Origin of the sequence: Flavobacterium oncorhynchi, assembly GCF_002217355.1 — a bacterium.
GTDB classification, from domain to species: Bacteria; Bacteroidota; Bacteroidia; order Flavobacteriales; family Flavobacteriaceae; genus Flavobacterium; species Flavobacterium oncorhynchi.
In genome coordinates this window covers 20,932-46,352 of sequence record NZ_MUHA01000011.1, presented here as the reverse complement: position 1 = coordinate 46,352, position 25,421 = coordinate 20,932, and the positions used below count along the sequence as shown (strand labels likewise).

Annotated in this window: 23 protein-coding genes; 20 read left to right on the top strand and 3 right to left on the bottom strand. The window is 33.5% G+C overall.

Going from position 1 to position 25,421, the window contains the following annotated elements:
* Positions 1 to 446 precede the first annotated feature (446 nt).
* Positions 447 to 881, bottom strand: a complete 435-nt coding sequence (locus tag B0A75_RS09535; protein ID WP_089054050.1) for a cupin domain-containing protein — start codon at positions 879 to 881, stop codon at positions 447 to 449.
* Between the two features lie 600 nt (positions 882 to 1,481).
* Between B0A75_RS09535 and B0A75_RS09530 the strand changes: the two genes are divergently transcribed.
* From B0A75_RS09530 to B0A75_RS09435, 20 genes are all read left to right on the top strand, one after another.
* The gene (locus B0A75_RS09530) at positions 1,482 to 2,075 is read left to right on the top strand and encodes a TetR/AcrR family transcriptional regulator (protein ID WP_089054049.1); all 594 of its coding nucleotides are present in this window, start codon (positions 1,482 to 1,484) and stop codon (positions 2,073 to 2,075) included.
* A gap of 246 nt (positions 2,076 to 2,321) precedes the next feature.
* Entirely contained in the window at positions 2,322 to 3,539 is a 1,218-nt protein-coding gene (locus tag B0A75_RS09525) for an efflux RND transporter periplasmic adaptor subunit (protein ID WP_089054048.1), read from the top strand.
* Positions 3,540 to 3,551: 12 nt separating this feature from the next.
* Positions 3,552 to 6,716: an efflux RND transporter permease subunit gene (locus B0A75_RS09520; RefSeq protein WP_089054047.1), complete on the top strand. Its 3,165-nt coding sequence runs from the start codon at positions 3,552 to 3,554 to the stop codon at positions 6,714 to 6,716.
* Between the two features lie 127 nt (positions 6,717 to 6,843).
* Positions 6,844 to 8,262, top strand: coding sequence for a TolC family protein (locus B0A75_RS09515; protein WP_089054046.1), 1,419 nt, complete (start codon positions 6,844 to 6,846; stop codon positions 8,260 to 8,262).
* 549 nt (positions 8,263 to 8,811) lie between these two features.
* Positions 8,812 to 9,417, top strand: a complete 606-nt coding sequence (locus B0A75_RS09510) for a Crp/Fnr family transcriptional regulator (protein WP_089054045.1) — start codon at positions 8,812 to 8,814, stop codon at positions 9,415 to 9,417.
* A 71-nt stretch (positions 9,418 to 9,488) separates the two neighbouring features.
* Complete coding sequence (locus B0A75_RS09505; protein ID WP_089054044.1) at positions 9,489 to 10,220, top strand: GNAT family N-acetyltransferase; 732 nt, start codon at positions 9,489 to 9,491, stop codon at positions 10,218 to 10,220.
* A gap of 377 nt (positions 10,221 to 10,597) precedes the next feature.
* A complete protein-coding gene (locus B0A75_RS09500) occupies positions 10,598 to 10,978 on the top strand; it encodes a DoxX family protein (RefSeq protein WP_089054043.1) in 381 nt (126 codons plus the stop codon).
* A 9-nt stretch (positions 10,979 to 10,987) separates the two neighbouring features.
* Positions 10,988 to 11,200 carry a hypothetical protein gene (locus tag B0A75_RS09495; RefSeq protein WP_244284374.1) on the top strand — a complete coding sequence of 71 codons (213 nt, stop codon included), beginning with the start codon at positions 10,988 to 10,990 and terminating at the stop codon, positions 11,198 to 11,200.
* A gap of 77 nt (positions 11,201 to 11,277) precedes the next feature.
* Positions 11,278 to 11,649, top strand: coding sequence for a VOC family protein (locus B0A75_RS09490; protein WP_089054042.1), 372 nt, complete (start codon positions 11,278 to 11,280; stop codon positions 11,647 to 11,649).
* Positions 11,650 to 11,671: 22 nt separating this feature from the next.
* Complete coding sequence (locus B0A75_RS09485) at positions 11,672 to 12,181, top strand: DinB family protein (protein ID WP_089054041.1); 510 nt, start codon at positions 11,672 to 11,674, stop codon at positions 12,179 to 12,181.
* A 19-nt stretch (positions 12,182 to 12,200) separates the two neighbouring features.
* The gene (locus B0A75_RS09480) at positions 12,201 to 12,665 is read left to right on the top strand and encodes a DUF1440 domain-containing protein (RefSeq protein WP_089054040.1); all 465 of its coding nucleotides are present in this window, start codon (positions 12,201 to 12,203) and stop codon (positions 12,663 to 12,665) included.
* Positions 12,666 to 13,281: 616 nt separating this feature from the next.
* Complete coding sequence (locus B0A75_RS09475) at positions 13,282 to 15,552, top strand: glycosyltransferase (protein ID WP_089054039.1); 2,271 nt, start codon at positions 13,282 to 13,284, stop codon at positions 15,550 to 15,552.
* Positions 15,553 to 15,796: 244 nt separating this feature from the next.
* Positions 15,797 to 16,555 carry an MlaE family ABC transporter permease gene (locus tag B0A75_RS09470; RefSeq protein ID WP_089054091.1) on the top strand — a complete coding sequence of 253 codons (759 nt, stop codon included), beginning with the start codon at positions 15,797 to 15,799 and terminating at the stop codon, positions 16,553 to 16,555.
* A 1-nt stretch (position 16,556) separates the two neighbouring features.
* Entirely contained in the window at positions 16,557 to 17,336 is a 780-nt protein-coding gene (locus B0A75_RS09465) for an ABC transporter ATP-binding protein (protein ID WP_089054038.1), read from the top strand.
* A gap of 15 nt (positions 17,337 to 17,351) precedes the next feature.
* Positions 17,352 to 18,113, top strand: a complete 762-nt coding sequence (locus B0A75_RS09460; RefSeq protein ID WP_089054037.1) for an MlaD family protein — start codon at positions 17,352 to 17,354, stop codon at positions 18,111 to 18,113.
* Positions 18,114 to 18,124: 11 nt separating this feature from the next.
* Positions 18,125 to 18,637: a low affinity iron permease family protein gene (locus tag B0A75_RS09455; protein ID WP_089054036.1), complete on the top strand. Its 513-nt coding sequence runs from the start codon at positions 18,125 to 18,127 to the stop codon at positions 18,635 to 18,637.
* Complete coding sequence (locus B0A75_RS09450; RefSeq protein WP_089054035.1) at positions 18,634 to 19,833, top strand: NAD(P)/FAD-dependent oxidoreductase; 1,200 nt, start codon at positions 18,634 to 18,636, stop codon at positions 19,831 to 19,833. The genes B0A75_RS09455 and B0A75_RS09450 overlap by 4 nt, the downstream gene beginning before the upstream one ends.
* Positions 19,834 to 19,923: 90 nt before the next feature.
* A complete protein-coding gene (locus B0A75_RS09445; RefSeq protein ID WP_089054034.1) occupies positions 19,924 to 20,406 on the top strand; it encodes a DNA-deoxyinosine glycosylase in 483 nt (160 codons plus the stop codon).
* A gap of 269 nt (positions 20,407 to 20,675) precedes the next feature.
* The gene (locus tag B0A75_RS09440; RefSeq protein ID WP_089054033.1) at positions 20,676 to 21,110 is read left to right on the top strand and encodes a DUF6526 family protein; all 435 of its coding nucleotides are present in this window, start codon (positions 20,676 to 20,678) and stop codon (positions 21,108 to 21,110) included.
* Positions 21,111 to 21,389: 279 nt separating this feature from the next.
* The gene (locus B0A75_RS09435; protein ID WP_089054032.1) at positions 21,390 to 22,301 is read left to right on the top strand and encodes a hypothetical protein; all 912 of its coding nucleotides are present in this window, start codon (positions 21,390 to 21,392) and stop codon (positions 22,299 to 22,301) included.
* Between the two features lie 251 nt (positions 22,302 to 22,552).
* On the opposite strand, the gene B0A75_RS09430 is transcribed toward B0A75_RS09435, so the two are convergent.
* Together B0A75_RS09430 and B0A75_RS09425 are read right to left on the bottom strand one after the other, a co-directional pair.
* Positions 22,553 to 23,776, bottom strand: coding sequence for a sterol desaturase family protein (locus B0A75_RS09430; protein WP_089054031.1), 1,224 nt, complete (start codon positions 23,774 to 23,776; stop codon positions 22,553 to 22,555).
* Positions 23,777 to 23,887: 111 nt separating this feature from the next.
* A complete protein-coding gene (locus tag B0A75_RS09425) occupies positions 23,888 to 25,174 on the bottom strand; it encodes a Glu/Leu/Phe/Val family dehydrogenase (RefSeq protein ID WP_241687456.1) in 1,287 nt (428 codons plus the stop codon).
* Positions 25,175 to 25,421 lie beyond the last annotated feature (247 nt).

The window sequence follows — 25,421 nt, the reverse complement described above, 5'->3', positions numbered from 1 at the left end:
TGAATTAAAGCCAAGTCTGGTGTGTCATTGTAATTTTAAGTACAAATCAAACCATAAAGGCAAATTTTACTTTATTTTAAATGTGAAGATTTAAGAAGTTCAAATATATAGAAAAACATTTTTAAAAAGAAAGATTTTTCATTCAAACAATGTATTTCTTTTATCAAACATGAGAAATCTATATTTCAGCAAACATTTATTACATTTTTGTCATTTCGACTGGAAGGAGAAATCACACTAGAAATTCCGCAATCTAAACCGCCAATCTTTGGTGAGTTTCTAGCGAAGATTTCTCCTTCGTCGAAATGACAAGATTGAGGTAATACTTTACGAAGTTTGAGGTAATTCTTTATGGAGTTTCTTGTATAAATATCTTTTGTTGATTCACCATCGTTTGTGCCTTCTTATGTCAAAATATCAAACTTCATGAACAAATTCAGGCCAACCTACCTCAAATCCTTTTTAATTACTAAATATTTCAAGTCTGTTTTTCCTGCATTGCTAATTCCGTGTTCGGCATTTGGCGGACAATAAAAACTGGTATTTGGGCCAGCTGTAACGGTTTTTCCGTTTAAAAAGAACTCGGCGGTTCCCTCTAAGATGTAGAAAAATTCTTCTTCGGGATGATGATGCGGCGCGTGCGTAGATTTTCCGGGTTCGACAATACTCATTTTGAGTGTGTTTTCTTGTGTAAAATTTTTATCGGCAAACCAATATTGATAACCAACTTTGGTTTTTGTGGCTTTATTTATGTCAAAATGATTGACACAATTTTCGATTGTGTATTGTGGCGGAGCAGTTTCTTTTTTACTTTCCTGAGAAAAGGTTTGCTGGAAAATTAAGATTGCAGTTGTCGTTTTTATGATGGTTGTTAGTTTCATTTCTTTTTGTTGTAATGTTACGAAAAAATTGGGTACAGGTAGTTGTATTCGAGTTTTGTCATCCTGAGGAACGAAGGATCACAATTTAACATTTCAATGAAAAGTCCCAGCGGGACGAAATATTTATAATAACAATTAATTTTATTTTAATAAAGCGCCAACGGGACGAAATATCTTTTGAATGTACAATATTTATATTTTACTCCGCTGAAGCTTTTTCTAAAATGTGTAATCAATAATCTATAAATATTTCATTCCTCTAGAATTTTGCTGAGAGAAAATTGTTCCTGCCAACTTTGACAAAGTTCTACTGAAAAAATACACGTTCTCTCCTAGCTCCGATCGAAATGGCATCTTTTTGTGGTGGGGTTCACCACAAAAAATATAATGTAGAGCGGGACAAATGGTCTTATAAAACGAAAAAGATCTGCTCCTAAAAAAAAATATTACAACCAAAAGTTCAATAAAATAAACACTTCGCAAAGAATTTTAAAAACACTTATTGTACGATAAGAAAATATTATGATAAAAATATTTTGAAATTCGAAAATCCGCCATACATTTGCCTAACAGTGTTAAACGATTTAATACTCGAATAAAATGGCTAGCAAAGATCGAATTTTAAGACAAAAAGAAGAGACAAGAAGTAACATTCTTGGCGCTGCTTATGATATCGTAAAAGAAGAAGGCTGGAATGGTTTGAGTATGCGTAAAATTGCCGACAGAATCGAATATACTGCTCCTATTATTTATGAATACTTTTCGAATAAGGAAGCAATATTAGAAGAATTGACAGGCAAAGGTTTTAACAAGCTTGCTAAAGAATTGCAAATTGCAATCGACAAGTTTGAAAAACCCGAAGATCAATTAGAAGCCATGTGGATGACTTATTGGGACTTCGCTTTTACTAATACTGAAATGTACCAGTTAATGTTTGGTGTTCAAATGACTTGCTGTGCTCAGCGATGTTCGGCTCAGGAAGCACCTTACAAATTGTTCACTGGTGTTATTGCTGAAGTTATGAAGGACAGCAATCCTAGTGAAGATATCATTAAACAAAAATATTTTACTTTCTTTTCTGTTATTCATGGTTTAATCGCCATAAACATCATTAATAAAAGTGATATTTTAGAAACCATAAATGCTCAAATTTTGAAAGATGCCATTGGCGGTATCATCAAATCAATACAATAGTTTTTTTTCATTTTTTACTTAACAGTGTAAAATAATTTAAACGGGATAACATAGAATCCTTTTTTTTATAACTTTCACTTAACACTGTTAGAAAATTTAATAGAGGTAATAAAACTCTTTTTTTAGACTTTTACTTAACGCTGTTAAATATTTTAATAGTGATTTAAAATAAATTAAAAAAGATATAAAGTATAGAAGTTTGTGCACATTTACTTAACAACGTTAGATAATTTAATTCAATTAAATATGAATCCCGAGAATGCCAGAATACCAATGAATTTAATCCGAGAAAATGTTCAACCAATTAAAACCACAATGAAAATGAAAAATGTAATTATAACCAGTTTAATTCTGGCCTTAGTATTAAGCAGTTGTGCCGATAAAAATCAGGCTCCTACTGCTCCTCCTCCACCGGTTTTACCAGTTTTGGCTATAACAAGTGCAAATACAACAACTGATGCTGAATATCCTGCTGCTATACAAGGAACCGTAGATGTTGAGATTCGCCCACAAGTAAGCGGAAACCTTGACAGAATTTTTGTTGACGAAGGTGCTTATGTAAGCAAAGGACAAACTTTGTTCAAAATAAATGAACGTCCGTTCCGTGAGCAGTTAAACAATGCTTTGGCAAGTTTACACGCTGCAGAAGCGGCTTTGATCAACGCTAATTTAGAGGTTGATAAATTAACGCCATTAGTTCAGAACAAGGTAGTTTCTGATTATCAGTTAAAAACAGCTAAAGCTTCTCAAAAAATTGCTGCTGCCAATATCGAACAAGCAAAAGCAATGGTAGGTTCTGCTAAAATTAATTTAGGATATACAAACGTAACAGCTCCAGTGAGCGGATACATTGGAAGACTGCCTAAAAAACAAGGAAGTTTAGTTTCGGCATCTGATGTTGAAGCGCTTACTACTTTATCTGATGTTCACGAAGTATTTGCTTATTTCTCTTTGAGCGAAACAGATTTCATCAACTTTAAGACTCAATATGCAGGAAGTTCACTTGGTGATAAAATCAAAAAATTACCTCCAGTTACTTTGATTTTGGCAGATAATAACGCTTATCCTCAAACGGGAAAAATCGATATGGTTGATGGTCAATTTGATAAAACTACAGGTGCGATCACGATTAGAGCAACTTTCCCAAATGCAAACGGAACGTTACGTTCTGGAAACACAGGAAGAATTCGTTTAGGATTAAATCACAACGATGCAATTTTAGTTCCGCAAGCTGCAACAGTTGAAATGCAGGACAAAGTTTTTGTTTTCACTGTTGGTAAAGACAACAAGGTGACTAAAATGCCTATCTCAATTGTAGGTAAAAGCGGTACCAATTATTTAATTAAAGAAGGTGTAAAAACGGGTGACCAAATCGTGTTAAGCGGTATTGATAAACTTCAGGATGGACAAGCGATTCAGCCAGAAAAATCAACTAAAGTTGCCGAAGTAACTAATAAAAAATAATTCTAAAAGACAATGTTCAAAATATTTATACAAAGACCTGTACTGGCAACCGTAATTTCCATTTTATTGGTAATTCTGGGAGTATTAGGTTTAACTAAACTGCCTTTACAACAGTTTCCTGATATTGCGCCGCCATCGGTTTTGGTAACAGCGGTATATCCGGGAGCCAACGCAGAAACGGTTTTACGTTCTGTGGCACCTTCTATCGAAGAATCTATAAATGGTGTAGAGAACATGACTTACATGAGTTCTACAGCCAGTAACGACGGTACTTTGGCTATTACAGTTTTCTTTAAACTTGGTACAGATGCGGATCAAGCTGCTGTAAACGTGCAAAACAGAGTTGCACAAGCAACAAGCCAGCTTCCTGCCGAGGTTGTACAACAAGGTATTATTACGGCGAAACAACAAAACAGTTTCATCATGGCGATTGGTATGTATACTGATGATGAAGCAAAATACGATCAGACGTTTGTTGCCAACTATGCGCAAATTAATATTATTCCTGAACTAAAACGTATTCCGGGTGTAGGTTCTGCTAGTATTTTTGGTGGTGTAAAAGATTACTCTATGCGTGTTTGGTTAAATCCAACACAAATGTCAACTTATAAAGTAACGCCAAATGAAGTAATGGCGGCTATTCAAGACAAAAGTTTGGAAGCTGCTCCAGGGAAATTTGGAGAGCGAAGCAAAGAAGTTTTTGAATACGTTATTAAATACAAAGGAAAACTAACCAAACCTGAAGACTATCAAAATATTGCGATACGTTCTAACGCAGATGGTTCAGTACTTCGTTTAAAAGATGTAGCTAGAGTTGAACTTGGTGCTTATTCTTACAACAGTTTAACACGTTTAAATGGTAAAAAAGGAGTTGTAATTGGAGTGATTCAATTAGCGGGATCTAACTCTAATGAAATTCAGATTGCTATCAATAAAATGATGGAAAAGGCTTCTAAAGACTTTCCAAAAGGCATAAAACACAATATTTTCTATAGTACAAAAGTATCTCTTGACCAATCTATCGAACAAGTTGAGCATACATTACTAGAAGCTTTTATACTGGTTTTTATTGTGGTATTTATCTTCTTGCAAGATTTTAGATCAACATTAATCCCGGCTATTGCTGTACCTGTAGCAATTTTAGGAACGTTCTTCTTCATGCAGTTATTCGGATTTTCGATCAACCTTTTAACACTTTTCGCATTAATTCTGGCGATTGGTATTGTGGTCGATGATGCCATTGTGGTAGTCGAAGCGGTGCATGCGAAAATGGAGCATAAACGCTTGTCTCCAAAAATCGCAACCCATGAAGCAATGCACGAAATAACGGGTGCTATTATCTCGATTACGCTGGTAATGGCTGCTGTATTCCTGCCGGTTGGTTTTATGGAAGGCTCAACAGGAGTTTTCTATCGTCAGTTTGCCTTTACAATGGCAATTGCAATTGTAATTTCGGCAGTAAATGCATTAACGTTGAGCCCTGCGCTTGCAGCATTATTCTTAAAAGATAATCACGGAGCACACGATCACGATGCGCCTTATGCAAAAAAAGGATTTAAAGAGAAATTCTTTACCGCTTTCAACAGCAGTTTCGAATCATTGACAAACCGTTATGTAGGCGGACTTAAATTCTTAATCAGAAGAAAATGGTTGAGTTTAGGCGGATTGGCTTTAATTACTATTGCAACAGTGATCATGGTAAAAACAACTCCTGCAGGATTTATCCCTACAGAAGATCAAGGATTTATTGCGATCGCAGTAAATACACCATCAGGAACATCATTAGACGGAACTCAAAAAGTAATGACGGAAGCTGAGAATACTTTAAGAGGTTTGGATGCTTCAAGATTCGTTACTGCGATTTCAGGTTTCAACTTATTGACGAATTCTACAAGTCCATCATCAGCAGTAGTTTTCGTATTGCTTAAACCTAATGAAGATCGTGGCGATGTTAAAAATATTGACGAAATCATGAATCAGGTTCGTGGTAAACTGGGCAGTATTTCTGGCGGAAGTTTCTTCGTATTTAGTTTCCCAACTGTTCCCGGATTTAGTAACGTTGAGGCTTTGGATTTAGTTCTGCAAGATAAAACAGGAGGAAAACTGGATAAATTCAGCGGTATTTCTCAAAATTTTATCGGAGAATTAATGAAACGTCCAGAGATTGCAGTTGCCTTTACCTCTTTCAAAGCTGATTATCCTCAGTTGCAATTGGAAGTTAATGATGAAAAAGCAAATCAATTAGGTGTTAATGTAAAAGACATTTTACAAACGATGCAGGCTTATTTTGGTAGCGCACAAGCATCTGATTTCAACCGATTTGGTAAATATTACCGTGTGGTTGTTCAGGCTGATATTGAAGACAGAGCAGATCCAACAGCAATTGACAGAGTTTTTGTAAAAAACAAAACAGGCGAAATGGTACCAATAAATACTTTAGTAAAACTGACTCGTATTTATGGTTCAGAAACCGCTTCACGATACAATTTATTTAACTCAATTTCTATTAATGCCATTCCGAAACCAGGATTTAGTTCGGGAGATGCCATTAAAGCAATTGAAGAAGTAGCAGCACAACAATTACCTGCAGGTTACGGGTTTGAATTCTCGGGCCAGACTCGTGAGGAGATTTCTTCCGGAGGGCAATCGGCTACAATTTTCTTACTGTGTTTGATATTCATTTATTTCCTACTTGCTGCACAGTATGAGAGTTATATCCTTCCTCTAGCGGTTATTTTATCAATCCCTGCAGGTATTTTTGGAGTATTCGTAGCTATTGGTTTAACTGGAATTGAAAACAACATTTACGTACAAGTTGCTCTTGTCATGCTTATTGGACTTCTTGCCAAAAATGCCATTCTGATCGTCGAATTTGCCGTACAGAAAAGGAAATCGGGACAAGCGTTAATTAGAGCTTCAATAGATGCTGCCAAATTACGTTTGCGACCAATTATCATGACGTCTCTTGCCTTTATTGTTGGTTTAGTGCCAATGATGAGCGCCAAAGGACCATCAGCTCAAGGTAACCACTCTATTAGTATTGGTGCCGCCGGAGGTATGATTTCAGGAGTAATTCTAGGTTTGTTTATCATCCCTGTTTTATTCATCATCTTCCAGCATTTACAAGAAAAGGTTTCTGGAAAACCAGTTGCCGTAATTCATAACGAAGAAAAATAATATATGGAAAACTATATCACAACAATCCTTGTCGCCATAATAATCGGCATTGGATATATATCGTACAGAATCTCAAAAGATCTTGAAACTAGAAAAGATACTTGTACAGAAATTTAATAAAACACTAATGAAAAATCATATAACCAAAATCGTGATGATCACCATTTTGATCACCACTTTAATATCCTGTAAAGTTTCTAAGGATATTGAAACTCCAAAAGATGCATTTCCTGAGAATTTCAGGAATGCATCGGTTTCAAACGATACAAGCAGTATTGCCGATGTGGAGTGGAAAAACTTCTTTACAGAAAAAGACATTGTTAAATTGATCGACAGCGCCGTTGTGAGAAACAACGATTTGCAGATTGCCGAAAAGAACATTGAAATTGCACATTACCGTTTTACGCAGTCAAAATGGGGAAATGTACCGCAGGTTAATTTACTAGTAAACGCAAGTACCAGCAATCCGTCTGACAATAGTTTTACAGGCAAGAATTTAGGTCAGGCATTAGGTCAAAATCATATTGATGACTTTTCTGCTGGAGCTTCACTTTCGTGGGAAGCTGATATCTGGGGAAAAATCAGAAATCAGAAAAAAGGCGCTTATGCAGAGTACTTACAATCTGCAGAAGTAAAGAAAGCATTACAAACAAATATTGTAGCCAATGTTTCAAGAGGATATTACAATCTTTTAATGCTGGATGCTCAATTGGATATTGCCAGACAAAATTTGCGTTTAAATGATAGTACAACAAATATTATCAAATTAAAATACGATGCTGGTCAAGTAACCACTTTAGCGATTCAACAATCTGAAGCACAGAAATTAAACTCAGCGCAATTAATTCCGTTATTGGAGCAAAATATTTCGATTCAGGAAAATGCATTAAGTGTGTTGACTGGTTCTTTCCCGAATTCTAAAGAAAGAACAATTCGTTTAAGCACAATTGAGGTAAAACACAATACAGCTGTTGGAATTCCATCTGCCTTAGTAAGCAGAAGACCTGATGTAAAAAGCGCTGAATTGGCTCTTAAAGCTGCCAACGCAAACGTAGGAATCACAAAAGCGGATTTATATCCAGCTTTAAGAATCACAGCTCAAGGCGGCGTAAACTCTTTTGAAGCCAGCAATTGGTTCAACATTCCTGCTTCATTATTTGGAACTGTCGCTGGAGGTTTAACACAACCGCTTTTGAATAATAAAAAATTAAAAACACAATATAATATCGCTGTAGCAGAAAGAGAAAAGGCAGTTTTAACTTTCAGACAATCGGTTTTGGTTGCCGTAAGCGAAGTTTCAGATGCTTTGGTTAAAGTAGAGAAATTACAACAGCAGGAAACTTTCTTAAAAGAAAAAGTAAAAACATTACAACAAGCGATTAAAAACGCCAACCTTTTATTCAAAAATGGTATGGCAGAATACCTTGAAGTTTTAACGGCTCAGGCCAATTTACTACAAAGCGAATTGGAACTTGCTGATCTTAAAAGACAACAGTTAACCGCTAATACTGATTTATATCGTGCTCTAGGCGGAGGCTGGAAATAATACTCGTTACAATACCCGTTAATTATTTATTTTTTGAGATGAAAACGCTGTGAGACCTTTGGGTTTCATGGCGTTTTTTGTTATTTAACCGCAAAGATCGCAATGGTTTACGCAAAGGACACAAAAGTTTTTTGGGTTTCTCGCAGATTTAAAAAAGATTCTAGCAGATTTGTGCCGATCTTTTATTTATACTTAAAAAATAAATCTGCTTAAATCTGCAGAATCTGCGTGAAACAAATACTTAAAAAATTTGCGTCTCTGCTCCCGATAACTATCGGGATTAACAAATTAAAAAGATTTTCTCTGCTTAATCTCCAAAATCTGCGAGAGTTTTTTTCTCATTTTTTGTCACGATGAAAGAGGAATATCTGCAAGAATCTCCATACAGGAAATCTTTAATAATTGCGGAACTACTTGTGAAGATTTCTCCTTCGTCGAAATGACAAAATTGCGCTTATTTCTTTATTTTTGAATAGTAAATCTAGTGTCTTAAAATAAACAATAAAAACTTTGCGCCTTAGCGTCTTTGCGGCAAAACCAAAACAATCTATGACTTTCAATCCAGAAATATACCTCAACAATCTAAAACAAACCATCGAAAGTTACTATCCGCTTTCTGATCAGTCCTGGAAACAGATTGAAAGCACTACATATTTCCAAACCTATAAAAAAGGAGAAATTCTTCTGCAAAACGGAGAAATCGCTAAAAACCTTCATTTCATTGCAAAAGGTATTCTAAGAGCTTTTATAACCGATCAACAGGGAAATTTTTATAATAAAAACCTTTTTATGGAAAATTATTTTGCTGGTTCTAAGGTTTCGTTGATGCTCCAAACTCCGTCCAATTTTACAATTGAAGCTTTGGAAGATTCCATTGTAATCAACATCAACTATAAAAAATATATGGAGCTGATTAATGAAAATGACGATCTCAAAAACTTCTATATCGCCCATTTAGAGAAAAACTGGATTATTGATAAGGAACAAAGAGAAGTCGCCTTGGTCATGCAAAACGCAACCGAAAGATATCTCAAACTTTTAGAGAAACATCCAAGTATCGCCGAACGCGTGCCTTTGTTACATATTGCATCACATTTGGGAATTACGCCAACGCAGTTAAGCCGAATTAGAAAAAGCCTGGAAAAAGATTTGTAAATCAACATATGTAAAGGTTTTTCGGGAAAGCTAATTTTATCTTTGTTTCAGATTTAAATTCGATATTCAAAATGAAAAATACAACCCTCATCAAAGACAATATTGACAACCTGACAGCGCTTTGGAGAACTGTTGCCACTCCTCTTCTTTCCTATCATAAAAACGATCCTTTTGAATTCATTCAAATTGCAAACTCCGGCTGGCCAAACCGCTTATGGTTTCGAGAAGATATTACCGAAGAAAATCTTCCGCAGATTATGGAAACAATGAGAGAAAATCCCAAATTAGTTATTCCATATTGGAACATTTTCGGAAGTAATTCAAATGAAATCTTTGAAAAAAACGGATTTTCTATTCGAATTCAATTGATGGCTATGGCTTTGAAACTGGGCGAAAAAATCCCATTTCAAAACAATCTGACATTTAAAAGAGTTTTAAATGAAGAAGATGCCAAAACCTGGTCTGATATTTATCCGCTGTCTTTTAGTTATGTTATTAGTAAAGAAACATTGATTCATAATTACGAAAATGCAGCGTTTTATCTGGTTCATTTTGAAGAAAAACCAATTGGAACACTTACACTTTTTCAAACCGAAAAAACAATGGGAATTCATGGTGTCGGCGTTATTCCAGAAATGCGCAAAAAAGGTTTTGCCGAAGAAATCATGAAATTTGCTATCAATAAAGCAATTGATGCTGACTGTGAATATGCACAATTACAAGCTTCAGCTTTAGGAAAAGGCATTTATACAAGATTGGGTTTTGAGGATTTGTTTTTGATTACGAATTACCAACTAGCGTAAATTCCAAAATTTTAAAATCCAAATTCCAATTAATCAAACAACTAAATCTCTTATAAAGAAACTAAGTTGCAAAGTTTTTTTACCTCTCTCAGATTTGGCAGATTAAGCAGATTAGACTTTTAAGTAAGAAATAAATAATCTGCTTAATCTGCCAAATCTGAGAGAAACAAATCCTTTAATCTTTTTAATCTGTGGCTTAAAAATAAAACCTTGCGACTTTGCGAAAACTATTTTTAATCTAAAATCTACCTTCAAGAATCTAAAATCACAATCTTGTCGTAAATGCCCCTAAAATAGTCGTAAATGTGTATTTTATCAGAAATATAAGATCATTACATTTGTAATACATTAACTGATAACTATTTAAAAAATACCACATGAAAAAAGCAAAAATTATTTTTTGGGTTACGACAATTATTATTTTTTTATTCGAAGGCGTTATGCCGGCTTTAACTTCTCAGACAGAACTGGCTAAGGAAGGAATCAGACATTTAGGTTATCCAGAGTATTTTGGTAGTGCATTAGTCATTTTTAAAATCTTGGGTGTTTTGGTTTTAGTGATTCCGTCAGTTCCTAAAAATGTAAAAGAATGGGCTTATGCCGGATTTGGTTTCGATTTTATATTCGCTTCAATCAGCCATTTTGCGGTTGACGGAATTGGCTTTCAAGGTTTCTTTCCATTAATCTTTTTAGTCATTTTGGCTGTTTCTTATACCTATTATCATAAAATTGAGCGTTATAAAAATATCGCTTTATAAAATCCGCTAATGATGATAGAAGTTTTCAAAACAAATGTTCAAGAAGTTGAGCAATCAGTAATGATTGTAGGAAAACTTCTTGAGCATTTTCCTAACAGCGCTATCAATTTTGATCTTGAAGATTGTGATAAAATCCTGCGAGTTAACGATTCCAAAATTTTAAATCACAAAATAATAGAGCTTGTAAACTCTTACGGTTTTCATTGCGAAGTGCTTCCTTAAATCATAATTAACTGAATTACAAAATAATACAATAAAAATTTGTAATTTTAAAATCCAAATTTTTAAAATACCGCAAAATGAATATTCCGGCAGAACATCAAACCATAATGCCCTATTTAATTTTACCGGGCGCATCAAAATTTATTGATTTTACGAAAACCGTTTTTGGAGCAACAGAAACAAATACTAAGGCACTACGCGAAGATGGAACCATTATGCATGCCGAAATTACTTTAAATGGAAGTACCATAATGTTTACCGATGAAGTCACAGACTGGCCCAAACAAACCGCAAATTTGTTTGTTTATGTCCCTAATGCTGATGAAACTTATAAAAAGGCTTTAGAAAATGGAGCCGTTTCATTAATGGGTTTAAGTAATCAGGATTATGGGAGAACTTGCGGTGTAACAGATCCGTTCGGGAATACTTGGTGGATAACATCAGTATAGTAATCACTTAAAGGTTAAAAATATGAAAGCAGCAGTTAAACAAAATATAGTTCAAACTTTTCATGATTTAAACGAAATATTTTCGTCATTCTCTGAAAATGAGGTAAATAAAACTCCATATGAAGGGAGCTGGACAGCAGGACAAACCGTACAGCATATTGTATTGGCTGGCTCTGGTTATCCCGAACTTTTTGCAGGAAAAACGGAGAAAACAACTCGAAATCCCGAAGAAAAAGTCAAGGATCTTGAAGCTCTTTTTTTAAACTTCGACATAAAAATGGATGCTCCAATATTTTTACAGCCCGAAAAAAAAGACTACGATAAAAAAGCGCTTACTGAAAAACTTCATAAAATTGAATTCGATTTATTAGATTCGGCTGAAAAATATGATTTAACTTTAACTTGTCATGATTTTCAAGTTCCTGGTTTCGACAAATTCACGATTTACGAGTGGATTAATTTTGTACTCGTTCATACAAAGCGTCACACAAATCAATTAAACAAAATTTTAAAATCGATAAAGAAAATTTAACTCATATAAAATTTATGCTATGAAATCAAAATCAAGAACTGTTTTATCTTCGGGCTTATTGGCAGGAACTTTAGATATTCTGGCAGCAATTTTAATTTATGCTGTAGTACTGCATAAAACAACAGCCGAAAAAATTCTACAATCAATTGCCAGTGGTATTTTTAAACAGGAAGCGTACATTGGCGGATCTCAAATGGCTTTATACGGCTTGCTTCTTCATTATTTTATTGCCTTTTCTTTTGCTTACTTTTTCTTTAAAATCTACCCTTATTTTCCTTTTCTACAAAAAAACTTCATGGTTTCTGGTATTTTGTATGGCATATTTGTTTGGATTGTGATGAATCTTATTGTGCTTCCAATTACATTTCCTAAACTTCCATCGAAACAGTTTGACTTTCCTTTATTGCTTTCCATATTGATTTTGATATTTTGTATTGGCATTCCGATAGCATTTATAACGAAAAAGCATTACACTTATCGCTAATTTTTCAATTCTAAAATCAAAAACTAGAAAACTGACTATCAAAAACTTACATTAAAAAAAGAATTATCAAAATTTTAGCTTTTCATTTCAAAAAAGAATCATACTTTTATTAAAACTAAAATAAAATGTTCTGTTGATTTAAAAAAAACAACAAGAAACTTCTATTTGATACACAATTTACTTTCACCGGTTCAATTGTATTATGTAAAGAAAATATAGACTTGGTTTATAATTTTTATAGGTTTTTTGAAGAATATTCAACCTTCTAATCAGCTTAAAACCTAACTTTAATTATAAAACTAGTCATCATATTTTTTCTTTATTACCATTTCTGTTAACTAACGCTTGATTCATCAAACGGTAACAAAAACAAAAACTAAGTCTAATAAGCCTGCATTGCATTATTTGAGCCAAATGCTCTTTCGAAATTAATTTCGAAACTAAACACCAATTACTAAACCTCTAGATTGCTGCGTTAAAAACACGTATGCAGACTATGTTATTTTCTGTGTTAGGAGAATTGTTTTTGACAACTCCTAAAATATTGCCGCTACTAAAATTAAAATGGATTCACTAATCCTAAAAGACTTATTAACTAAATTTAAACAGAACTCCCATGAAGACGATATCAAATAAATCAAAAATAGTTTTTCTCTCCACTTTTCCACCCACGCAATGCGGAATCGCAACTTATACTCAAGATACTATTAAAGGCATTACCGATGTTTTTGGCAAATCGATTACCTGCGAAATTTGCGAATTGGTCGATAAACCCAACACAAAACCAACACAAGCTTTTACCTTAAACACAAAAAACAAAGATGATTATGCTAAAGCTGCCAACGAAATCAATAAAGATGAAAAGATAAAGTTAGTTCATATTCAACATGAATTTGGTTTATTTGGCGGTCAATATGGAGATCATTTATTATTTTTTTTAAATACAATTAAAAAACCCATAACCTTTACTTTCCATAGTGTTATTCCAAATCCGAATGACGAATTAAGAACTTTTGTAAAATTACTTCTAAGCTATAGTAAGTCCGTTTTTGTAATGACAAATCAGTCCAAAGAAATTCTAATCAGAGAATATGATATTTCCGAAGGCATGATAACAACTGTACCCCACGGAACACATATTGTAATTTATGAAACTCCCTATCAAGCTAAAGCAAAATATGATATTCAAGACAAATTAGTTTTATCAACCTTTGGATTACTTGGTGAAGGAAAGAATATCGAAACTGGTTTACAGGCTTTGGCTAAAATCATTAAAAAAGAGCCAAATGTACTTTACTTGATAATTGGAAAAACGCATCCAAATTTAATTAAAGACGGTGTTGATGCGTACCGAAATAAACTTGAAGCACTTGTTGAAGATTTGAACTTAAAAGATAATGTTCGTTTTATCAATAAGTATTTAGATACTGATGAACTTTTAGATTATTTAAAAGCTACTGATATTTATTTGTTTACTTCAAAAGATCCAAACCAAGCGGTAAGCGGCACTTTTTCATACGCAATGAGTTGTGCCTGCCCAATGGTAGCTTCAAAAATTCCGCATACGAGAGAAGTTCTAACTTCAGATTGCGGGGTTTTGGTCGATATTGGAAATGTTGATCAGTTTGCCGAATCGACTCTTAAATTAATTTCGAATGAAAATCTAAGACACGAAATGGGAATCAATGCCTTTAGAAAAACCAGAGCCTCATCTTGGGAAAATACGGCAATAATTCACATGAACACTTACAAAAAACTAATTGAAAAACCGGCTGAAATTAAATACAGTTATCCTAAAATACAATTAAAACATATTAAAAAATTAACAACAGACCTAGGTATCATACAGTTTAGTAAAATTTCTATTCCTGATCTAGAATCTGGATATACTTTAGATGATAATTCTCGCGCCCTAATTGCATTTTGTATGCATTATAAGTTAACAGAGGATAAAAGCGACCTTCCCTACATTTTGATTTATTTGGATTTCATAGAAAGATGTCAAAAACCAAAAGGAAATTTTATTAATTATGTCGATCAGGATTACCGCGATCATATCGAACAAAATGCCGAAGTTAATTTAGAAGATTCAAATGCAAGAGCTATTTGGGCTTTAGGAACTGTTATTTCTAATGCTGCAATACTTCCTGAGAGTATTTCAAAAAAAGCCGAAAAATGCTTGCTGCATGCATTAAAATCTGCAGAAAACATTACATCTCCAAGAGCAATAGGTTTTGCCACAAAAGGACTGTATTTATACCATAATACAGTTCCAAACTTATATGTGGCTGCCATTATACATAAACTGAACTCAAAATTACTAACCAATTATGAAAGCACAGCCACTGATGAATGGAAATGGTTTGAAAATTATTTAACCTACGCTAATGGGATTCTCCCAGAATCGATGTTGTATGCTTATCAAATAACCAATAAGCCTATTTATAAAAAAATTGCAATGGATTCATTGGATTTTTTAATATCAAAAATGTTTGTCAACAAGAATTTTAAAGTAATTTCAAATCAAGGATGGTATCAAAAAGGCTCAGATCCAAAGCATTTTGGAGAACAGCCTATTGATGTGTCTTATACCATACAAACTTTAAATGCATTTTACAATGCGTTTAAGTTTCCAGAATATAAACATAAAATGAAAACTGCCTTTAATTGGTTTTTAGGAAAAAATCATTTAAACCAAATTATGTATAACCCGGTAAGCGGCGGTGGTTACGACGGTCTTGAAAAAGAAAATGTAAACTTAAATCAAGGTGCAGAATCTACCATATGTTATTTAACTGCAAGATTATTAATGGAAAATTTGGCACAATCGCAATCTAAAGTAATTCCGTTACTAAAATCTAGAACTTGGTATGCTATAAACTCTTAGTAAAACTAACCAATATTTTATTAAACCCTGAAAATCCCTTTTTAAACAAAAGGGATTTTTTGTTATATCACATTCGGCAAGATTTTATTTAATCAACTCACAATGAAAATTATATAAACTTCAGAAAGAGTTGTGTAAATAATTTTAACAAGTATCAGGGTAACTTTCCTAAATAATTACAAAAGCAGAAAAAACTGTTAAAATATTGATTTTAAATACTAAAGCAACTTTAAAACTAAACATTTTGATTCTCAGCCTAAAAAATACATTTACAGAAATTGGAGAGGCAGCTTTGTTTGCAAAGAAGTTTTTTAAAGAGGTTATAATTCCTCCTTATGAGACCAAAGAGTTCTTGAAACAATGTTATGTTATTGGTTACAAATCATTGCCTTTGGTAGCGATCACAGGTTTTATTATGGGTTTAGTGCTCACTTTACAATCTCGTCCAACATTAGTAAAATTTGGAGCCGAAAGCTGGCTTCCAGGAATGGTGGCGCTTTCCTTAATTAGAGAAATTGCACCCGTTATTACTGCTTTGATTTGTGCAGGAAAAATTTCCTCTGGAATTGGTGCTGAATTAGGTTCTATGAAAGTTACAGAACAAATTGACGCTATGGAAGTTTCGGCAATAAATCCGTACAACTATTTGGTCGTAACTAGAATTTTAGCCTGTACTTTAATGGTCCCTGTATTAGTGTTTTTTGCTGATGCAATTGGAATTATTGGCGGTTATGTTGGAATAAACATTCATGGCGACGTCAATTTTTATAGATACTTAACGCAGATCATACAGTCTTTGGAATTTTTAGATCTGATTCCTGCCACAATTAAAACTTTCTTCTTTGGCTTTTTTATTGGAATGATTGGATGTTTTAAAGGATTTAATGCCGCAAATGGAACCGAAAGTGTGGGGAAAGCTGCAAACTCTGCAGTTGTTACAGCCTCGTTAACCATATTTATTATCGATATGCTCGCAGTACAGATAACTGATTTATTTTTTTAAGATGATTAAAGAAAAAGAAAATATAGAACCACAGTCAAAAAACAGAAAGCAAAACGTAATAATCACTATAAAGGATTTACATAAAACTTTTGGCGAAGATAACGAAGTCTTAAAAGGCATCAATCTGAACTTGCATAAAGGTGAGGATTTGGTGATTCTAGGACGCTCTGGTTCAGGAAAATCAGTAACTATAAAATGTATCGTTGGATTGATTGCGCCAGACAAAGGCGAAATAACTGTTTTTGATGAAAACATACTGGAACTCAAAAAAAATGAACTTAACAAAATAAGAGCTCGAATTGGTTTTCTGTTTCAAAGCGGTGCTCTGTATGATTCGATGTCTGTACGAGAAAATCTTGTTTTTACTTTGAGCAAACATAAAAGAGATTTATCGCCAGAAGAGATTGAAAATGAAGTTATGGAAGCTCTGGAAAATGTGGGTTTAAGTGATGCTGTAGATAAAATGCCATCTGAACTTTCTGGCGGAATGAGAAAGAGAATTGGTTTAGCAAGAACATTGATTTTAAAACCTGAAATCATATTATATGATGAACCTACAACTGGATTAGACACAATTACTTCTAGAGAAATAAGCGAATTAATTCTTGAAATTAAAAAGAAACAAAAAACATCGGCTATAATAATCACGCACGATATGGCTTGCGCAAAAATGACGGCAGATCGAATTATAGTGCTGAAAGATGGAGTAATTCATGCCGAAGGAACGTATGACGAATTAGAAAAAGATGAAGACAAATGGGTTCGTTCTTTTTTTAAATAAAAAACTTTAGAAATCATGGAGAAACAATCTGGATATACTTGGAAATTAGGAATGTTTGTAACAGTTGGTTTGTTACTTTTTATAACCGCAATTTATTTTATTGGAAAGCAAAAAAATCTTTTTGGCTCAACATTTCACCTTACTTCAAAATTTAAAACGGTCAGCGGTTTAGAAGTTGGAAACAACGTACGCTTTTCAGGCATTAACATTGGTACGGTTGAAGAAATCAGGCTAATTAATGATTCCTCAGTTGTTGTGTCAATGATTATAAAAGAGGAAGTGCGAGAGTTTATAAAAACAGATGCTCGTGCCGGTATTGGTTCTGATGGATTGATGGGCGACAAGGTACTGACTATTTCTCCCGGTACTAAATCACAAAAAATTATTGAAGACAATGGCGCAATAGCTTCTATTGACGGTATCGAAATGAACGACATTATGAAAAGCGTTAAAAAAAGCGTTGATAATGTTGGCGTCATTTCTGAAGAGTTAGCCATTTTCAGCCATAGCATGAATAACGGAAACGGTGCTTTAGCAAGACTGGTAAGCGATGATAAAATGGCAAACAGCGTTTCGAATACACTTTCTAATTTAGAAACAGGAACAAAAGGTTTTAGTGATAATATGGAGGCTGCAAAAAGCAATTTCCTATTTAGAGGCTACTTCAAGAAAAAAGAGAAGGAAAAAGAAAAAAAGAAAGAAGAAATAAAGGAAAAGAAAGAGGAACAGCAAGAAAAAGCCGCTAAAGCTAAAGAAGAAAAAGCTAGTAAACCTTAACAGTAAAAACAATGAAAAATAAAAAACAGAATAGCAGTAATGCATTCGAAAAATTTGCTTCAAATGTTTCAAAAGCTGCCGGAAGCACAACTGCATTTGTCTCTGCTTTTGCCATTGTACTTGTTTGGGCAATTTGTGGACCGTTTTTTAATTATTCTGAAACCTGGCAGCTGGTTATTAATACTGGGACAACAATTATTACTTTTTTAATGGTTTTTTTAATTCAGAAAGCACAAAACAAAGATTCCCTTGCTATCCAATTAAAACTAAACGAATTAGTTGCTTCAAATGAATATTCAAGCAATAGTCTGGTTGATATTGAAAATATGACCGAGGAAGAAATGGTTATTATTCAGAAATACTATCGCCGACTTAGTGAACTTGCTAAAAAAGATGAAAGCATTAGAACTTCGCATTCTATAGCCGAAGCACATCAGCAGCACGAACAAAAAGATAAAAATAGAGGTGCTCGAAAACTAGCTCAAAAGCCAAATCAAACAGCACAAAATAAATCTAAAAAATGAAATTACGCTCGACAGAAACTTTCTGGCCTTTAAAAAATGCCATGAATATTAGTTATCCTTCTATCAATTCTGATATCAACACTGAGATTCTTATCATTGGAAGCGGAATAACTGGGGCTTTAATGGCATATAAATTAATTTCTGAAGGAAAAAAAATAGTCCTCGCAGATCGTCGTGATGTTTGCAACGGAAGTACGGCTGCAAGTACTGCTTTACTTCAATATGAAGTTGATGTGCCTTTGCATGAATTAATAAAACTTAGAGGCGAAAAATGCGCTGTAGATAGTTACAACAATGGAAAAAAAGCGATTTTTGATCTTCGAACAATAATTGACTCTATTAAAAGCGACTGTGGTTTTGAATTTAAAAAGAGTATTTATTTTACGTCACTCAAAAAAGATATTCCATTTTTAAAAAACGAATTTAAAGTTCGTAAGCAATTTGGTTTTGACGTGAGCTGGCTCAACAAGCAGGATTTAGAAAAAATAGAGTTAAATGCTCTTGCTGCATTAGAATCGAAAACGGCTGCAGTTATTGATCCTTTTAAATTGGCTGGTGACTTACTTTATTACTGTGAGCAGAATGGCATGCAGATTTTTGATCGAACCAATATCGTCAGTATTAGCAATCAAAAAGGAAGATGTATTGCTCAAACAGAAAATAAATATACCATTACAGCAGATCACGTTATACATTGTACAGGTTACGAAAGTACCGAGACTTTAAATGAGAAAATAGTCGACTTAAAAAGTACTTATGCAATTGCATCTGAATCTATTGAGGAGATTCCGCTTTGCTTAAAAAATGCTATACTGTGGGATACAGCAAATCCGTACTTTTACTATCGCGCCACTTCAGACAACCGAATTATAATGGGCGGAGGCGACGAAGAATTTAAAGATCCTAAAAAAAGAGATAATCTGCTTCCTAAAAAAGAATTGCTTTTGCTAAAACAATTTCAAAAGAGATTCCCGAATTCTGACTTTAAATTAGATTATTCTTGGGCAGGAACTTTTGGAGAAACCAAAGATGGTCTTCCGTACTTTGGGAAACCAAACGCGAAAAAAAACGAGCATTATATTTTAGGTTTCGGAGGAAATGGAATTACTTTCAGCGTGATGGGAATGAATTCTATTTTAGACTCGATCAATAACAAAAAAAATCAGGATTTAGAGTATTATCGATTTGGACGTTGAGGAAGGTTCTTAGAAACTAAGACGCTAAGGTTCTAAGCTTTTTTCTTAGAATCTTAGCTCCTTAGAACCTTATTTTACTAATTTTATAAAATGAAAAGTTTTTCCTTCCCTCCTATCAGCTCAATAAATTCGACGATATTAATTTTAGGAACAATGCCTGGAACAAAATCTTTAGAACTCAATCAGTACTACGGGCATAATCAAAATAACTTCTGGAAGTTTTTATTTACTATTTTCAGTAAAGATTTCAGCAATGATTACGAAATAAAGAAAGCTTTTTTACTTCAAAACAAAATTGCTTTATGGGATGTATTACAACATTGCGACCGAGTTGGAAGTTTAGACAGTGCTATAAAAAATGAAATTGCCAATGATTTTGAAACCTTTCTAAAACAACATCCTAACATAAAAACCATACTGTTTAACGGTCAAAAAGCGGCACATTTTTTCAAGAAATATGTTAAACTTGAAGATCCCTATCAACTTATAACACTGCCCTCAACAAGTCCTGCAAATGCAAGTAAACCACTGCAGTCAAAGCTTGAAGAATGGAAAATTATAAGAACTCTGTAATTTTTTATATTGAAATCATATAACATTTGATACTCAAGATATAACAAACAATGACTGCACATAACCTAATTTTACTAGTATAAATAAAAGTCAAAACATTGACAATTTGACACTTAATAAGACTTATAAATATATTACTAAGTAAAACTGTAAAAAGTTTTTACGATAAAGGAGACATTGGTTATGTTAGTTTATTTTTGAGAAAAAAAGCTATTCTATTCTTTTAGAGTAGCTTTATTTTTTTTATTTTCATACAAACATTCTTCATCATGAAAATTCAAACCTATTACAATCATATACGATTTTATACCCCACATCATTTTGTATTTTATCCGCTTGCAGTTCTGTTTTTTCTCAGCAGTTTGTACTTTGCTTTTACCTCAGCAGATACGCTTATTTGGTCCTTTATAAGTATTCTTTTTGGCTTACTTATTTTTCTCGCTTATATGCTGCGCCAGCATTACGCACTTACTTTACAAAACCGAATTATACGCTTAGAACTTCGCTATCGCTATTTTACACTCACTGGAAAAAGGTTTGAAGAAATTGAATATAAGTTTACCGATGATCAAATATTTGCACTTCGTTTTGCTCCAAACGACGAAGTTCTCACTTTAATAGACGATGCTCTTAAAAATAACCTCTCGGGCGATTCTATCAAAAAAGCCATTGTACATTGGCGGGCAGATTATCACAGAGTTTAAGAGAAAAAGTAGTTTCAAAATTTTAAAACTATGGGCGTGGTCTCATATAAAAAAAGCCCCAATATACATTGCGTTAATTGGGGCTTTTTCTATATGCCGCCTGGCTATTCGCACCAGCAAGTTCAGGATTGTTATTATCCCTCAAATGGGCTGTATTTAACAAAACCCTCAGAATATATAACTGATAATCAAATAATAAGGCTCTAAAATCAAAATGAATGATTTTTTTTGTTAACTTTAATTGTTAAAAATTCATCAATAAATTTAAAGATAAACCTCATGAAAAGATTATTTTATTTTTTGATAATTCCGTTCTCGTATCTTTCATCTCATGCACAAATTGTAGCAGATGCATCAACAAAAGACACTTTAACCGCCGTACAAAACAACTTCGATGACCTGCAAGATTACGCTGACGATTTGCCTTGGCATGCAAGACGATTTAAAGTAACTGCAGGAGCTTTTTTCCCAGTAAACAATACACAAATTGAGGTTGGCACTAACAATGGTAATCGAGCTACGGAAATAGATTTAGAAGATGATTTAGGTTTCTCTAAATCAAGTTCTTCCTTTATGGGAACTTTTGATTGGCGTATTTCAAGACGATCAAGATTAGGATTTGAATTTTTTTCGCTTAATAGAAGTTCTTCAAAAACCCTGCAAAAAGACATTAATTTTGGCGATCATACTTATAACGTGAATTCTAGAGTATCAGCTAATTTCGACGTACAAATTGCTCGTATCGCTTACGGATATGCATTTTTATCTAAACCTAAGTATGAAGCCGGTCTGTTGATTGGTGCTCACGTACTTTTTGCAGATTTAGGTTTACGTTTAGATGCCAACCAAGCCAGTCTTGAATACCACGACAGCTTTAATTTTACAGCTCCTTTACCTGATGTTGGAATATGGGGAGAATTTGTACTTGGAAAACGTTTTGGTTTGTATGTAAATGCCAATTACTTGGCAGTAAAAATCGATAATATCGATGGCCGAATTGTCAGTTATAATTTATCGCTTTTATATAACATATATCAAAATTTAAGCATTACCGCTGGATACACTGGTTTGAATTTTAAAGTCGATACTACAAGAGAACGCTTAAATGGCTTCTTGAAATGGGGTTATAACGGTCCAACTATCGCCGCAACATACTCTTTTGGTAATCATGTTAAACTTTACAAGCATTAGAGTTTTAAATTCCAAATTTTAGAATTAAAACAAAATAATAAACCCGATATCTTCCAAAAGATATCGGGTTTATTGCTAAAACTCAATTCAAGATAGATACAACTAAATTATTTATTGATTGGAATAAATATTAATGATCTAAAAATTAACTTAATTAAATAATGCCGCACAGGTTTTAAAATATATATCCGTTAATCGAGATGAAAAAATATGTCATAGTTATAATGAATCTCGTTGACTATTTGTTCTTTTTAATCTGCTGTCTCTAATTGTAAAATAATATTTTGATACAATTTACTAAGTGAAAACAATTGCTCTGCAAAAATCATAATTGCCAGCGGAACAAAGAAAAATATCGTTAGATTTTCTTCATACAAGAAATAAGTGGTTATCATTAAAATGCGAGCGTATTCAAGGTAATAAATCCATTTTCGCTGTTCTAAAAGTGCTCCGCAGTTAATTAATGTTATAAGTATTAACGACAGAACAAAACCTTTATCTAACACATTTAAGCGATCAAAATAATAGGTAAAAACCGTCAACAATAAAGTGCAGATTCCTAATTGAATATAAAGATAATTCCTGAAACGAAGCCTTTGATTTGGATTGCTTTTATCTTGTAAAAAACGCTTTTCTAATGTTGGACGAATATCTTGATCCATATGTGCCGGGCTTCCAAAAATGGCATTCCATTTTGCTTTATAACCTTTTGAGCGTTTCCATAGTTCAAAAATTTCAAAATAATAATGAAAGTGCTGCCACAGAAAACTATAACTTTTTAAAGGATGTGTCAAACCGTATTTTGGTTTTTCTTCTTCCTCCTGAAAAGTACCAAAAAGACGATCCCAAAACGTAAACATATCCCCGTAATTTTTGTCTAAATATTTCTCGTCAGAAGCATGATGAACACCATGAACAGACGGCGTAACAAAAACATATTCGAGCCATTTAATTTTTCCTATAAGCTGCGTATGTGTAAAAAACGAATAGGCTCCATGCACAATAAGCATTGTGATTACCATTGAGGGATGAAAACCAATAAAAGGTAGTACACACCAAAATCCTGTTCGAACTATTGCCTGAAATGTTGTAATTCTGGCAGCCGCCGTAAAATTAAACTCTTCGCTGTGATGATTTACAATATGTGCCGCCCAGAAAAAATTGACCTCGTGCCCTAATCTATGGTACCAATACCAAACAAAATCTGTAGCGAGAATTAAGGCAATCCAAACTAATACACCACTCGGAATATCAAAAATTCTATATTCATCATAAATCAAATAATACAGTTGATAAAAACTGCTGGCAATAAACAAATTAATCAATCGCTCTGCGATACCAATGCTTATATTAGAAACAGAACTTTCATAATTAAAAATTTCAGGTCTTTTTTTTCGTTGTGCCAGCTTATATTCGAGAAATAAAAAAAGAAAAAAAGCCGGCATTGCAAATGCTAGAAAATTAATGTTTTTCATTTTTAAAAATTATATGAATTGATATGAAATTAAAAAAGATATTTTCACCAATAAAAAACCCTCACTGGCTTTCTATCGATGAAAATAATCTTAGTCTTGCCTAAAATAGAATTAGTTCTGTTTGAATTTTGGCGCTTCGGCTGCCACTTCTTTTACAGATTGTGTTTCGGCTACTTTTTTCAAAGCAATAATATAGGCCGCAATTCTAGGCGTTACATTGTGTTTTGCAGCAATTCTGAACACCGTCTCAAATCCTTTTTCTAAAATATCTTCTAAACGTTTGTTTATTTGATGAATTCTCCATGATTCTAATAAAGAATTTTGAAGCCATTCAAAATAAGAAACGGTCACACCGCCTGCATTCGCCAAAATATCTGGAACTACCAAAACATTATTTTCATGCAAAATTTTATCAGCATCTGAAGAAACTGGTCCATTTGCAGCTTCAATTATAATTTTTGCACGAATGTCATGTGCGTTTTTCTGAGTGATTACATCTTCTTTGGCAGCAGGAATCAATACATCAACATCTAAAAGCAGCAAATCCTCATGTTTAATTGCAACTGAATTTGGATAACCTTTAATCGTTTTATTATTTAAATTATAATATAAAATAAGCTCTGGAATATTAATTCCCTGCGGATTATAAAATGCTTCTGACACATCACTTACTGCAACAATTTTTAGTCCTTTTTCGTATAAAAATAAAGCCGAATGCAGCCCTACGTTTCCAAAACCTTGAATTGCAGCTGTTGCTCTTGCCGGCCTGATTTTTAGTTTTTGAAGTGCCAATAAACTAATAATACTCACTCCTCTTCCTGTTGCTTCTACTCTGCCCAATGAACCTCCCGAATGCAGATGTTTTCCAGTTACAACGGCATGAATTGTTTTACCGTGAACTATTGAAAATTCATCCATTAGCCAGCCCATTTCGTCTGGGCCAGTTCCCATATCTGGTGCAGGAACATCTTTTTGCGGACCAAAAATATCCGATAATGCTTTCGTATAAGCTCTCGTAATACGTTCTAGCTCTGTTTTTGAAAGTGTTCTTGGATCGCAAATAATACCTCCTTTTGCTCCTCCGAAAGGAATTCCAGTCACTGCAGATTTCCAAGTCATCCAAGCGGCTAAAGCTTTTACTTCATCAAGGTTTACGGCATTATCATAGCGAATACCACCTTTAGACGGTCCCAAAGCTGTATTATGTATTACGCGGTAACCTTCAAAATTCTGCTCGGTTCCGTTGTCTAATGTTATCGAAAAATTTACTACAATTTGTTTTTCAGGACGCTGCAGCTTTTGCCTGATTGATTCATCTAACTTTAGAATATCTGCAGCTATATTAAAACGATCAATCATAGATTGAAAGGGATTCTGTTTTATAATTTCTGTACTCATAATATTTACTTTTAATTTTTATGATTTACTTAATTTGGGTTTACTAAATTGTTTTGTTTCTGATAAAAATCAGCAGCTGATGCATGTACAACACGGAACTTTCGTTGAGCAGTATGGCATCATAATATTGATATTTCTATTTGATCTCATTTTGTTTGTTTTTTACTAGTTCTAAAAAAAGCCTTTCATGGTGCATGAAAGGCTAAAAAAAAAAATAACTAACAAGTACTTTCTATTAACGCCATTT